Below are 13,055 nucleotides of genomic sequence, written 5' to 3'. Positions count from 1 at the left end.
TGCTTATGCGACCTTTTCCGAGATGCCGGAGATAGCCTGAATCAGGTTGTCCTCGGTCACTTCCTCGGCCGTGAAGTCGCGCATGATGCGCCCGTTGAACATGGCCACGATCCGGTCGGACACGCGCAGAACCTCTGGCATTTCAGAGCTGATCACGATCACCGCGTAGCCTTGGGATGCCAGATCGCGGATCAGGTTGTGGATCTCGGATTTTGACCCGACATCAATGCCGCGTGTGGGTTCATCCACGATCAGCACATTGGGGCGCATGGACAGCCATTTGCCAATGACAATTTTCTGCTGGTTGCCACCCGACAGGTTGCCCACGGTTTGCCGCCAACCGGGTGTGCGAATGTCCAACTTGTCGCGATACTGATCGAAAATCGCGATTTCGGCCCCGTCGCTGACAAATGGACCCGCTGTCAGGTCGTCCACCTGTGGCAAGGTCATGTTGTCGCGGCAATTCATGCCCAACACCAACCCTTGGTCCTTGCGATCCTCGGGCACCAGGGAAATACCGCGCTGCACAGCGTCAATGGGCGAGGTTATCCGCACTTCTTCCCCGTTCAACAGGATCGTGCCAGCCGACGGGGTGCGCAACCCGAAAATGGTTTCCGCAATCTCTGTCCGACCTGCGCCGACAAGGCCATAAAAGCCCAGAACCTCGCCTTTGTGCAGTTTGAAGCTGACATCCTCGAACAGCGACCCGCAAGCAAGCCCGCGAACTTCCAACGCCACATCGCCCAGTTCGTGCGTGGCCTCTGAGCGCGACAGATCAAGGCTGCGCCCGATCATCAGCTTGGTGACGTCATCCTCGTTAGTTTCGGCGGTTAAAAGCGTACCACGATATTGCCCGTCGCGCAGAACGCTGATGCGGTCGGTGATCTTGAAAATCTCTTCCATCCGGTGAGAGATGTAGATGATCCCCACACCCTTTTCTTGCAGGCCCGCGATCACTTGAAACAACACAACCTTTTCGGAGTCTGTCAGCGATGCCGTGGGTTCGTCAAAGATAACGGCGCGGGGCGACACGGTCAGCGCGCGCCCGATCTCGACCATCTGCTGGTTCGCGATGGACAGATCACCCACGCGGGTTTTCGCATCAAACCCGACATTCAACGTTTTCAGAATTGCGTTGGTGTCGTCATACAACTTGCCCCAATCGACGCGCCCGAACCCTTTCAGGGGCAATTCGCCAAGAAAGATATTCTCGGCCACAGTCAACTCGTCGGCAAGGCTAAGTTCCTGATGGATGAACACCACCCCTTTGGCCTTGGCATGCTTTGGCGAGGTCATCGTGACAGCTTCGTCGCCGACGAAGATCTGCCCTTCGTTCGGAGCGTGAATACCGCCCAGAACCTTCATCAGTGTGGATTTGCCCGCGCCGTTCTCGCCCATCAGGGCATGAACCTCTCCGGGGCGCACGTCGAAAGAGACGCCGTCCAAGGCCCGCACGCCGGGAAACGTTTTGACAATGCCCTCAAGGCGCAAAACCGGTGTCTGGTCGGTCATATCTTCAACTCCCCTTGGCCCTTGCGGTTCAACTGGCGGTCCAGCACCAGCACAGCGATCAGGATCAAGCCAATCACAAGGTTCACCGTTTGCGTATCCGCCCCGATATGGCCCAACCCCTTGCGCAGCAACTGGATCGCGATGACGCCGCCCAACGTGGAGATGATGGACCCATATCCCCCCGCCAGCTTGGTGCCGCCCAAGACAACGGCGGTAATCGCCCAAAGCTCATACAGCATCCCGTCATTCGGGTTGACCGAGCCGCTCTCGGAATAGAACACCACCGCTGACAGCGCGGCCAGAAAACCGATCAGCATGAAGTTCCAGATGAAATGCGGCCCGACACGAATACCTGCATTCACGGCCGCTTCGCGGTTGTTGCCGATGGCATAGGCGTTGCGGCCATGAACGGTTTTAGTCATCAGCAGCCACAGAACAAGCGCCGCGCCCAGCAGGAACCATGTGGCCGTGTGCAGACCCAGAAACTGCGCCTCGGCGAAATCCACGAGCGTCCAGTTCAGGTGGCTGGTGGGCTGCTCGCCGTTGAACATAAAGACGATACCGCGGAATCCCAGCATCGCCCCCAGCGTGACAATGAAGGCATCGACCCCGGTTTTCCAGACGATGATGCCGTTGATTGCCCCCATGATAACGCCTGTCGCCAATGCAAACAGCCATGCCAGCGGGATTGCCCAGTCGCCCATGGCCTGCATGAACGGCCATGTCATGCTGTCCAGCATTACGATGGCGGCCAGCGCAAATGTCGCCCCCACACTCAGGTCGATATTGCCGTTGATCATGACTATCGTCATACCGAGCGCGATAATCCCGATGGGGGCCGATTGCTTCAGCACCAACAGCATGTTGTCATAGGCCAGAAACGGCTGGTCAGAGACCGACAACTGGTCGCCAATGATCGAGAAGAACGCCAGTTCCAGCAGGATAAACCCCCAGATCGCGCCACGTTTCAGCATGTCTTTGCGGTTTGCGGATGTCATATCTGCCGCTCCCTTATGCGATCGGGGACCACAGACGGCCCCTCTTGGCGGCCACATCCAGCCAGACGGCAAGAATGATGATGGCCCATGTCACGATATACTGAACATAGAAATCCAGCCCGACGAGCAGCAGTCCATTCTGGATAAACCCAAGGATCAGCACGCCGATCACGGTCTTGAACACGGTGCCGGACCCGCCTAACAGCGATGCGCCACCAAGGATGACGGCGGCCAGCACCTCCAGCTCCAGCCCCTGGCCCACGGTGTTCTGACTGCCAAGGCTACGGCTGGCCTGCAGCAAACCGGCCACCGCGACGCAGAAAGCAGAAATCAGGTAGGTGTAGAACACCACGCGTGCGCGCGGGATGCCGGAAAACGTGGCGGCTTGTCCGTTGCCACCGACCGCATAAACCTTTCGGCCAAATGGGGTCTTCGACAGTAACAAGGTTAACACCGCGGCAAGTAATGCGAATATCAGGATCGGAACGGGAATTCCCATAATGCGGTCCTGCCCGAAAACAGAGAACCAGGTTCCGGCCTTGTCTGCGATGTCCATATTCTTGCCGCCCGACCATGTCAGCGTCAGTCCATGAATGGCCGAGAGCATCCCAAGCGTTACAATCAAGGAATTGAGCTTCAGATAGCCGACAAGGAACCCGATGAAGGCACCCAGACACAGTGTCAGCGCGAACATGGCCGGAATGGCCAGCGCGGGTCCGATCTTGTCATGCAGGTCCAGCACCACGATGGTGGAAAACGACATCATCGACCCGACGGACAGGTCCAGATTGCCGCCGATCACCACGAAGGTCACGCCCAGCGCCATAACGCCCAGAATGGCAGAGGACCGGATCACGCCCGCAATATTGTCGATGGCAATGAAGCGTTGGTTGGCCAGCGCAAACCCGATCATGAAGACGATAAAGGCAATCAGAATGCCCTGCTTGGCCAGCAGCCTGCCGATATCCTGCTTGTTGAGTGTCATTCCAGAGTCCTCCCCTAAGGCGTCGCTTTCAAACCAGCGTCATGCCCCCGTCAATCATGATGATCTGGCCGGTCATGTAATCGCTGTCGCGTGACGCCAGAAATGTCGTCGTTCCGGTGATATCCTCGGGCAGCGCGACGCGGCCCTTCAGAATATCGGCGGAAAACTCTTCCATCGCCTGACCGGGGCGCTCTGCCGCGCCAATGGCCACAAGGTCTTGGTCGACCTGTTCCCACATCTCTGTTGCGACCACACCCGGCGCAAAGCCGGTGACGGTTATGTTGTGCTGCGCCAGATCGCGCGCGCCGGACTGGGTCAGCGACACGACGGCCCACTTGCTGGCGCAGTAAGGGGCCACGTTACCAAAGCCCTGACGGCTGGCAATACTGGCGGTATTCACGATCTTCCCGCCGTCGCCCTGCGCGATCATTTGCTGGGCGGCTTCCTGCATTCCGATCATGCAGCCCAAGCCATTGATACCCATTATGAAATTCCAGTTATCTTCGGTCACATCCAGAAAATTCATAGGCTTGTTCACGCCGGCATTGTTGAACTTCACATCCAGGCGACCGAATTTTGCAACCGTGTGTGCGATCATGGCACGCACCTGTTCGCGGTCGGTCACATCGACCGGTGCATGGGTCACTTTGGCCCCGGCATTGGCGGCGCGTTCGCCGTTCGCGTCAGCGACCTCTGCCACCTTGGCGGCGTTGATATCGGCAAAACAGACATGGGCCCCCTCGGCCAGAAGTGCCTCGCCGATCGCACGGCCTATGCCCTGCGCAGCCCCTGTCACGATACATGACCGCCCTGAAACGCGCGCCATATCGCCCCCATCATTTTATATGTGCAGAGTGTAAAAGGCGCGGGGCAGCTTGACGCTACCCCGCGCACCCTCGGGAGAGATCAGAACACCGGCTTGGTGAACTCGTCCATGTTGTCCTGAGTGATCTTCGGCGTGTCGAAGTAGTTCAGGAAGGGCACGTCTTCGCCGTTCAGGACGTCGATGGCGGTTTGCAGCGCGGCTTCGGCGTCATCCACTGGCGACTGGTAGATCGACCCCCAGTAGGTGCCTTCTGCCATCGCGTCATAACCAACTGCGAAGTTGGTGGCGCCGACGAAGGTGATGCCGTCAACACGGTCCGCAGCAATCGCGGCGTTCATGGCGCCGACACCCATGTTGTCATCGCCGGAGTAAACACCGTCGATATCGTCATACTGGACAAGGAAAGCCTCCATGACCTGCTGCGACTTCTCGCGGTTCCAGTCGCCGGGCTGTTCGTCGATCTGCTCGACATTCGGGCAGACTTCGGGCAGGCGATCGTTGAAGCCTTGCGCGCGCTCGATGGCGGTCGTGTAGCCCGGCTGACCGGTGATGTGCACAACTTTCGCCTCGTCCTCGATGCCCAGTTCCTTGAACCGGTCGCACATGATTTCTGCGGAGCGCGACCCTTGGGTGACGTTGTCGGGGCCCGAGAAGGCAGAGATGAAATCAAACCCGGCTTCGGCGATGTTGGAATTGGTGATGACCACCGGAATATCCGCTTGCGACGCGCGGCGCACTGCGGGGATCACAGCCTCGCCATTGGTCGGCCAGATAATCATCGCATCGACCTCTTGCTGGATCAGGTCGTCAATCTGGGCAAGTTGGCGGGCCACGTCACCACCTGCGTCCAGCACAACCACTTCAACATCGGGGTTGGCTTCTGCGGCAGCGATGAACGCTTGCTCATAGGTCGTTTGATAGCTGTCGACGCCCACGTTGTTCTGGGTAATGCCGATGGTCATGTCTTGTGCTGCAGCAGCGGTGCCGATCAGTGCGGTCGAGCACGCGAGTGCAACTTTCAGTGCTGTTTTCATTTTCCGTTCCTCCCATGGAATTGTCAGCGCGATCGCGAGCATCCTCCTCACTCGAAGGGACATGCCCCAACCGATCACACCCCAATCATTGCGATTCTGTCCGATCACGCCTCCGGCAATTTATCAATATTGAACTTGATTGCTCTCATTTTGGATATTTCGGTGATATTTTCCACGTTCAATATGAGCAAATTGAAAGAGGAGTGATCGCATGCGCCGCAAGTCGCAGCACAGCCAGCCACCAGAATCAGAGTCGATGAAACACAGCACGGTAAGAAATGCTCAAATCGGACAATCCGCGGCAATCGCGCCGATGGAGGCTGTGATCGCGTCCAATGATCCCGATCTCGACCGCGTCACAGACTTTCTGACCGACCTGTTGGTGGAACTCGACAGCTCTTTGGAACCCACCACGCCGAACCCGCATCTGAAGATGATCCTGCACCTGCTGCAAAGCCATTCCGAAGGTCGGATCGTTTCACCCTCGTCCCTTGTTGCGGCGGCGGGCGTTCCCTATGCAACGGCGACACGCAAGCTGGCAGAGGTGGAAGCGGCTGGGCTGGTGGACCGTCGCGTGCGCACCCGCACCGGCAAAAGCCATTCGCTGCATCCCAGCGCCAGCCTGCTTGACGGGTTCAGCCAGTTGGCCGACCGCATTGACCGCTTGGCGCGCCGCTCTTTCGGGCTGGCCGGCCCCGCGCAGGAAACGACCGATTACTATTTCGGCGGGTCATACCAGCCGGGGCGCGCCGCCATCGCGCCACCCCGCGCCCTGCCAGAGCCGCTGAAGCTGTCGGGCGGATTGCGCATTCTGGTGCATGGCGACCCGACCTTCATGGTGATGGAAGGGCTGAAACGCCAGTTCGAACAGATCGTCGGCACCAGCATTCACCAGCGCGCCTTTTCCATCGACCGGCTGCGCGAGGAAGCCCTGCGCAATGCTGAACGCCCCAAAAGCCGCTACGACCTGATCGCGGTGGACCTGCCCTGGGTGGGCGAGTTCGTGGAAAAGGGCATCATCCGGCCACTGGACGAAGTGATGAATGTGGCCCTGCTGGACCCGGCCGATTTTCACACCGCCGGGTGGCGGGCCGCGCATTGGGGCGGGCGCCCATACGGTGTGCCCAGCCAGACCACGCCTGAATTGATGTTCTACCGCAAGGACTGGTTCGCCAACGAAGGGCTGGACCTGCCGACCACCACGGATGCGGTACTTGCCGCCGCGCGCCATCTGCACAACCCGCAGCGCGGACGCTACGGCGTGGCGTGGAATGCCGCGCGCGGCACAGCGCTGGGGCACACGTTCATGATGACCTGTGCCGCTTTTGGCCAACCGATCATCGACATGCCAGCGATTGCAGGGGGCTATGACACCGACCGCTTGGCACAGGGCGGATTCACCCCCACGCTGAACACCGACCGCGCGCTGGAAGCGGCGGAGTATCTGATGCAGCTTCTGGATTATTCGCCGCCCGATATTCTGTCCATGTCGTGGTATGAGCGGGTCCGCCCTTATGGTGCGGGGCATGTTGCGATGGCCTATGGCTATACCCTGCTGGCCCCGTATTTCGAGCTGGACGAAAACAGCCCCGCGCATGGCAATACCGGCTACCTGCCGCACCCGCACGGGCCAGAGGGCAGTCCGATTGCGCCCGTCGGCGGCTATGTGCTGTGTGTCCCCGCCAATCTGGCAGAGGACCGGATTGACGATACGGTCGAGGCGCTGATCACCTTCACCTCGCCCGGAGCGCAAAAGCTCTATGCCCAAAACGGCAGCCGGACAGAGCCGCGCTATTCCGTGGGCGCCGACCCAGAGGTGCGGCGCCTGTCACCGATTTTCGGGCTGCTCGACCAGATGTCATGGCGCGACGAACTGCAATTCTGGCCGCGCCCGCCCATCCCGCAAGTGTCGCAGATCATCGACCTATGCGGGCGCGAGTTGCATGACATGCTGCGCGGGATCACGCTCCCGCGTACTGCTTTGGACCGCATCCAGTCCGAGGCCGAAACAATCCTGAAATCCAAGGTCACTTAGGGAGGAAACCATGGACCCCAATCGCCTGAAAGGCAAAAACATCCTGATAACCGGTGCCGCGCGCGGCATGGGTGCCGCCAATGCCGAAGCCTTTGCCGCACAAGGAGCGAATGTCTGCCTGGGCGATCTGGACTTGCCCGCCGCACAAGAGATGGCCGACAAGATCAACGCTGCCGGAAACGGCAAGGCCATCGCGGTCAAGATGGATGTGACAAAGCGCGAGGACAATGCCAGCGCCGTTTCTGCCACGGTCGAGGCGTTCGGGTCGATCAATGTCGGGGTCTTCAATGCGGGCCTGAACAAGCCCCGGTTCTTCATGGATATCGATGAAGACAACTGGGACATGATCATGAACGTCAATACAAAGGCCATGTGGCTGGGCATGCAGGAAACCGCGCGCCAGATGATCGCCCAAGGCCCGATGGAAGGGCATCCTTACAAGCTGATCAATGTCGGCTCTATCGCCAGCCGCAAGCCGCTGGTGGATGTCACGGTCTATTGCACGTCGAAATACGGCTGCCTTGCGCTGACCCATTGCGGCGCAATCGGTCTGGCGGAACACAACATCACCGTGAACGGCTATGCGCCGGGCGTTGTGGTCACGCCGCTGTGGGAGCAGTTGGACAAGGATCTGGTCGATATCGGCTTCAAGGAGCGCGAAGGGCAGGCCTATGACGACATCGTGCGCGATGCGCTTCAGATCAAACGCGTCAGCTACCCCGATGACATCACCGGCACCGCGTCATTCCTTGCCAGCGATGACAGCGACTACATGACCGGCCAGATGATCCATATCGATGGCGGCTGGTGCATCCAATAAGGCGCGCGGGGCGTGCGCGCCCCGCCACCCGCCGCACCTCGCCTATCCCTGAACCAAAAATGGCGGACCCGCGTGTCCGCCTCACGGAGTTTTTGCCATGAACCGCGCCCTTATGCCGAACCTTCTGACCCCGCAGGATCTGGAACCCAACTGGGAATGGCGCGACCGCCTACCCGCCTGGGGCCACACCTCTGTCGATTTCGAACGCCGCGTTGACCATGACCGCCTGCGCCGCTACCGGCTGGCGCGCACGCGCCAAAGCTTGCAAAACTCGCAGGCGGGGTCGCTTTTGTTGTTCGATGTGAACAATATCCGCTATGTCACCGCCACCAAGATCGGCGAGTGGGAACGCGACAAGATGTGCCGCTTCTGCCTGCTGACCGGCGATGACAGCCCCTATGTCTGGGATTTCGGCTCTGCCGCCGTGCACCACCAGCGCTATTCAGACTGGCTGGAGCCCAGCCATTGCCTGGCCGGTGTCGTTGGCATGCGGGGCACCATCCCGCCCGAATTCGGGCTGATGCAGAAATATGCCAAGATGATCGCGCAGCTGATCAAGGATGCGGGCATGGCCGATATGCCGGTGGGCGTGGATTACGCCGAAACCGCGATGTTCCACGCGCTGCGCGAAGAAGGCATCAACGTGGTCGATGGTCAGCAGATCATGCTCGCCGCGCGCGAGATCAAGAACTGGGACGAAATCCAGCTTCTGACGCAGGCCGCAGCGATGGTCGATGGCGTCTACCACATGATCTATGAGGAACTGAAACCCGGCGTGCGCGAGAATGACATCGTCGCGATGTCGAACAAGCTGCTGTATGAAATGGGGTCGGACGATGTCGAAGCGATCAACGCCATTTCGGGCGAGCGGTGCAACCCGCACCCGCATAACTTCACCGACAGGCTGATACGCCCCGGCGATCAGGCTTTCTTTGACATTCTGCAATCTTATCAAGGCTACCGGACCTGTTACTACCGGACCTTCAACGTGGGCCGTGCAACGCCCTCGCAGAACGACGCCTATGTCAAGGCGCGCGAATGGATCGACGCGTCGATCGCGATGATCAAGCCAGGTGTCACCACCGACAAGGTTGCAGAGGTCTGGCCGACAGCCGAATCGCTAGGATTTCCGAACGAGGACGCGGCCTTTGGCCTGCAATTCGGGCATGGTTTGGGTCTGGCGCTGCACGAGCGGCCCATCATCAGCCGCGCTGTGTCTCTGGATCATCCGATGGAAATCCAGACCGGCATGGTCTTTGCGCTCGAGACCTATTGCCCGGCCACCGACGGCTATTCCGCCGCCCGGATCGAGGAAGAGGTCGTCGTCACCGAGACCGGGTGCGAAGTCATCAGCCTGTTCCCAGCCGAAGAGTTGCCGATCGCAAACCGGTATTGACCAACCCGTCCCGGGCTTGACCCGGGACCTCAACGGTGGAGGCCCCGGGTCAAGCCCGGGGCGCGTATAACCCATGACCAAGACAAACACCGAAGACTACCTGCGGATGTATACCCAGATGGTGCGCATCCGCACCTTCGAGGATAACGCCAACCAGCTATACCTGTCCGCCAAGATGCCGGGCCTGACGCATATGTATTCCGGCGAGGAAGCTGTCGCGGTGGGCATTTGTGAAGCGCTGACCGACGATGACCGCATCACCAGCACGCACCGGGGTCACGGGCATTGCGTGGCCAAGGGCGCGGAATTCAAGGAGATGTTCTGCGAGCTTCTGGGCAAGGCCGAGGGCTATTGCCGGGGCAAGGGCGGGTCGATGCATATCGCCGACCAGAGCCACGGGAACCTTGGCGCGAACGCAATTGTCGGAGGGTCCATGGGGATCGCCACCGGCTCGGCGCTGCGGGCCAAGCTGCAAGGCTCGGACGATGTGACCGTGTGTTTCTTTGGCGACGGCGCAACCGCGCAAGGGCTGTGGTACGAGGTCATGAACATGGCCGCGCTCTGGAATCTGCCGGTGATCTATGCCTGCGAAAACAACGGCTACTCTGAATACACCAAGACCGAGGAAATCGCGGCAGGTTCGATCACCGCGCGGGCAGAGGCTTTCGGGATCGAGAGCCACCAAGTGGACGGGCAGGACGTGCTGGCGGTGAACGCGCTTACCAACAAGCTGGTCGCCCGTGCCCGCAAGGGTGAAGGCCCATTCTTTCTGGAACTGATGACCTACCGCTACCACGGCCACCATGTCGGCGACATCAATCGCGAATACTACCGGTCCAAGGACGAGGAAAAGGACTGGAAAGAGAATCGCGACCCGATCGTGCGCTTCCGCGGCTATCTGGTCGAACAGGGCATCGCCACTGAAGACGAGATAGAGGCGATCAACACTGCGGTCGAGAAGGACGCGACCGACGCCGTCGCCTATGCCGAAGCCGCCGCCTACCCCGATGTGTCCGAAGTGGACATGCATGTGTTTTCCGACATCGAACATGCTTTGGCCTGACGCGATGAGGGACCCCAAACGCAAACCGATCCCGGGCCTGACCCGGGATCTCAACGCAAGTCCGGCCCGGAGGCCCCGGGTCAGGCCCGGGGCGGGCATCTCCCGGTGCTACGGAAGGAGCAGATAATGCGCGAGATTACCCTGTCGCAGGCCGTAAACGAGGCAATTGCCGAGGAAATGCGCCGCGATCCAACCGTTTTCCTGATGGGCGAAGACGTGGCCGAGGCCGGCACGCCGTTCAAGGTTCTGTCCGGTCTGGTCGAGGAATTCGGCACCGACCGCGTGCTGGACACACCCATTTCGGAACCGGGCTTCGTCGGTCTGGCGGTCGGCGCCGCGATGACCGGCGCACGCCCCATCGTGGACCTGATGTTCGGCGATTTCATCTACCTGGTCATGGACCAGCTGTGCAACCAAGCTGCCAAGCAGCACTACATGTCGGGCGGCAAACTGACCGTGCCGATGGTGCTGCGCACCAACATAGGGGCTACCCGTCGCTCTGCCGCGCAACACAGCCAGTCCCTGCAGGCTTTGGTCGCGCACATTCCCGGCGTGAAGGTCGCGATGCCGTCGTCGGCCTACGAAGCCAAAGGCCTGATGAAAACCGCCATCCGCGACAATAACCCGGTGGTAATTTTCGAAGACAAGCTGATGTATCAGGACAAGGCGCCGGTCCCGGAAGAGGAATACCTCATCCCGTTCGGCGAGGCGCATATCAAGCGTGAAGGGTCCGACATCACTTTCATCGCCACGTCGTCGATGGTGCAGGTGGCCGAGAAGGCCGCCGCGCTACTGGACGCCGAGGGCATCAGCGCCGAGGTGATCGACCCGCGCACCATTGTGCCGCTCGACGAGGCGACGTTGCTGGCCAGCGTAAAGAAAACCAGCCGCGCGATCGTGATTGACGAAGGCCACCAGAGCTACGGCGTGACCGCTGAAATCGCGAGCCGTCTGAACGAAAAGGCGTTTTACCATCTGGATGCACCGGTACTGCGCATGGGCGCGATGGATGTGCCGGTGCCGTTCAGCCCCGCGCTGGAAGATATCACCGTGCCCACGCCCGAAGGCGTGGCCGCGAACGCCCGCAAGCTATGTGCCGGGGAGATGATTCATGCCGCATGACGTGACAATGCCTCAACTGGGCATGGCACAAGACGCGGGCAAGATCGTGGCCTGGCTGAAAGCGCCCGGCGACGCGGTCGCAAAGGGCGACGCGCTGTTCGAGGTGGAAACCGACAAGGCCACGATGGAGGTCGAGGCACAGGCAGCGGGCTATCTGACCGGGGTTGTGGCGTCCGAGGGCGATGACGTGCCGGTGGGGCAGGTCATCGCGCGGATTTCCGACAGTGCCGAAGATGAGACGCCGGCACCTGCCCCCACGCCAGAGCCCGCGGCCGATGCGCTGCCAGAGGGCCGCCAGATCACCATGCCACAGCTTGGCATGGCGCAGGATAGCGGGCAGATGGTAGGCTGGCTGGTCGAGCTTGGCGCGCAGGTCGGCCCCGATGATCTGCTGTTCGAGGTCGAAACCGACAAAGCCACGATGGAAGTGCCTGCCGGGGCCAGCGGCTATCTGGCCGCAACACTGGCGCAGGCGGGCGAGGATGTCGCGGTCGGTGCGCCGGTCGCGATCCTGAGTGCGGATGCGCCAACGAACACCGTGGCACGGTCTGCCCGTGAGGCAGCGGCCCCCGCCGCTCCGACCGAAGCCAAGGCGCCCGAAGCGCCAGAGCCGCCAAAACAGACCACCACACCCGCGAAATCGCCCGGACCGCAGACGGGGGGGCGCATCTTGGCGTCACCAAAAGCGCGGCGCTTGGCTCTGGAACAGGGGCTGGATCTGGACCGCTTGGTCAAGGCTGGTCACCCCCAGCCCTTCCATGTCGCGGATCTGGAGGTGTTGCGCGGATTGCCCAGTGACACGACCCCATCCGCCAAAGCTGCAGAGGCGGGCCGCCGCCTGACCGCGCACATCCCCGCCCACGGGCTGGCAGAGTTCGCAAGCTGGGCCACGGCGCATGCGGACAGCACCGATGCGGTTCTGGCCGCACTGGCCGGTCAGGGCCATGTCGCGGTTGTCGGCGTAGAGCGGTTCGGCGCCTGCCAAAGCTATGCCCTGCCGGACAATCGCCGCCTGTCGCAAGTGGCTGCCACCGATGATGCGCCAGAGCTGATCCTGCGCGATCTGCGCGGCAGCTTTGTGCAATCGGTTGCGCTTGGGGCCGAAGAGGTGCCGGTGTTGACGCTGATGCCGGATGGCGACGGGCTGTCGCTGGTCTTGGAATGCGCAGGCCATCACCTAAGCGCACAGGCCGCGATCGCCCTTTTGAACGATGTCGCAGGGCGGGTGGCGCAGCCACTTCGCCACCTGCTGTAACATAGCTTT

General features: G+C 60.8%; 11 protein-coding genes. 6 read left to right on the top strand and 5 right to left on the bottom strand.

The features are described 5' to 3' along the window. Positions 1–3: 3 nt before the first annotated feature. The 5 genes from ROE7235_RS12510 to ROE7235_RS12490 form a co-directional block, all read right to left on the bottom strand. On the bottom strand, positions 4–1,512 hold the full coding sequence (locus tag ROE7235_RS12510) for a sugar ABC transporter ATP-binding protein (RefSeq protein WP_121095867.1): 1,509 nt from the start codon (positions 1,510–1,512) through the stop codon (positions 4–6). Beyond that, complete coding sequence (locus tag ROE7235_RS12505) at positions 1,509–2,510, bottom strand: ABC transporter permease (RefSeq protein ID WP_121095866.1); 1,002 nt, start codon at positions 2,508–2,510, stop codon at positions 1,509–1,511. The genes ROE7235_RS12510 and ROE7235_RS12505 overlap by 4 nt, the downstream gene beginning before the upstream one ends. Before the next feature lie 13 nt (positions 2,511–2,523). Beyond that, positions 2,524–3,495, bottom strand: a complete 972-nt coding sequence (locus ROE7235_RS12500; protein WP_121095865.1) for an ABC transporter permease — start codon at positions 3,493–3,495, stop codon at positions 2,524–2,526. Positions 3,496–3,523: 28 nt separating this feature from the next. After that, positions 3,524–4,321, bottom strand: a complete 798-nt coding sequence (locus tag ROE7235_RS12495) for an SDR family NAD(P)-dependent oxidoreductase (RefSeq protein WP_121095864.1) — start codon at positions 4,319–4,321, stop codon at positions 3,524–3,526. Positions 4,322–4,401: 80 nt separating this feature from the next. Beyond that, positions 4,402–5,355 carry a sugar ABC transporter substrate-binding protein gene (locus tag ROE7235_RS12490; protein WP_121095881.1) on the bottom strand — a complete coding sequence of 318 codons (954 nt, stop codon included), beginning with the start codon at positions 5,353–5,355 and terminating at the stop codon, positions 4,402–4,404. A gap of 211 nt (positions 5,356–5,566) precedes the next feature. On the opposite strand from ROE7235_RS12490, the gene ROE7235_RS12485 reads away from it, so the two are divergent. The 6 genes from ROE7235_RS12485 (at position 5,567) to ROE7235_RS12460 (ending at position 13,046) form a co-directional block, all read left to right on the top strand. Then, a complete protein-coding gene (locus ROE7235_RS12485) occupies positions 5,567–7,390 on the top strand; it encodes an extracellular solute-binding protein (protein ID WP_245963959.1) in 1,824 nt (607 codons plus the stop codon). Positions 7,391–7,400: 10 nt separating this feature from the next. Further along, positions 7,401–8,210, top strand: coding sequence for an SDR family NAD(P)-dependent oxidoreductase (locus ROE7235_RS12480; RefSeq protein ID WP_121095863.1), 810 nt, complete (start codon positions 7,401–7,403; stop codon positions 8,208–8,210). 97 nt (positions 8,211–8,307) lie between these two features. After that, a complete protein-coding gene (locus tag ROE7235_RS12475) occupies positions 8,308–9,606 on the top strand; it encodes a M24 family metallopeptidase (protein ID WP_121095862.1) in 1,299 nt (432 codons plus the stop codon). Positions 9,607–9,679: 73 nt separating this feature from the next. Beyond that, a complete protein-coding gene (locus ROE7235_RS12470) occupies positions 9,680–10,669 on the top strand; it encodes a thiamine pyrophosphate-dependent dehydrogenase E1 component subunit alpha (protein WP_121095861.1) in 990 nt (329 codons plus the stop codon). Positions 10,670–10,795: 126 nt separating this feature from the next. Continuing rightward, positions 10,796–11,791: an alpha-ketoacid dehydrogenase subunit beta gene (locus ROE7235_RS12465; RefSeq protein WP_121095860.1), complete on the top strand. Its 996-nt coding sequence runs from the start codon at positions 10,796–10,798 to the stop codon at positions 11,789–11,791. Further along, positions 11,781–13,046, top strand: coding sequence for a biotin/lipoyl-containing protein (locus ROE7235_RS12460; protein WP_121095859.1), 1,266 nt, complete (start codon positions 11,781–11,783; stop codon positions 13,044–13,046). Before ROE7235_RS12465 ends, ROE7235_RS12460 begins: the two co-directional genes overlap by 11 nt. Positions 13,047–13,055 lie beyond the last annotated feature (9 nt).

Origin of the sequence: Roseinatronobacter ekhonensis (assembly GCF_900499075.1) — a bacterium.
GTDB lineage: Bacteria > Pseudomonadota > Alphaproteobacteria > Rhodobacterales > Rhodobacteraceae > Roseinatronobacter > Roseinatronobacter ekhonensis.
The sequence above is the reverse complement of the archived record's forward strand: the minus strand, read 5'-3'. Positions and strand labels throughout refer to the sequence as shown.

What these genes read in the sequence shown, in the direction of transcription:
- ROE7235_RS12510 (WP_121095867.1), bottom strand. Translation starts at nt 1,512, where the DNA reads ATGACCGACCAGACACCGGTTTTGCGCCTTGAGGGCATTGTCAAAACG.
- ROE7235_RS12505 (WP_121095866.1), bottom strand. Translation starts at nt 2,510, where the DNA reads ATGACATCCGCAAACCGCAAAGACATGCTGAAACGTGGCGCGATCTGG.
- ROE7235_RS12500 (WP_121095865.1), bottom strand. Translation starts at nt 3,495, where the DNA reads ATGACACTCAACAAGCAGGATATCGGCAGGCTGCTGGCCAAGCAGGGC.
- ROE7235_RS12495 (WP_121095864.1), bottom strand. Translation starts at nt 4,321, where the DNA reads ATGGCGCGCGTTTCAGGGCGGTCATGTATCGTGACAGGGGCTGCGCAG.
- ROE7235_RS12490 (WP_121095881.1), bottom strand. Translation starts at nt 5,355, where the DNA reads ATGAAAACAGCACTGAAAGTTGCACTCGCGTGCTCGACCGCACTGATC.
- ROE7235_RS12485 (WP_245963959.1), top strand. Translation starts at nt 5,567, where the DNA reads ATGCGCCGCAAGTCGCAGCACAGCCAGCCACCAGAATCAGAGTCGATG.
- ROE7235_RS12480 (WP_121095863.1), top strand. Translation starts at nt 7,401, where the DNA reads ATGGACCCCAATCGCCTGAAAGGCAAAAACATCCTGATAACCGGTGCC.
- ROE7235_RS12475 (WP_121095862.1), top strand. Translation starts at nt 8,308, where the DNA reads ATGAACCGCGCCCTTATGCCGAACCTTCTGACCCCGCAGGATCTGGAA.
- ROE7235_RS12470 (WP_121095861.1), top strand. Translation starts at nt 9,680, where the DNA reads ATGACCAAGACAAACACCGAAGACTACCTGCGGATGTATACCCAGATG.
- ROE7235_RS12465 (WP_121095860.1), top strand. Translation starts at nt 10,796, where the DNA reads ATGCGCGAGATTACCCTGTCGCAGGCCGTAAACGAGGCAATTGCCGAG.
- ROE7235_RS12460 (WP_121095859.1), top strand. Translation starts at nt 11,781, where the DNA reads ATGCCGCATGACGTGACAATGCCTCAACTGGGCATGGCACAAGACGCG.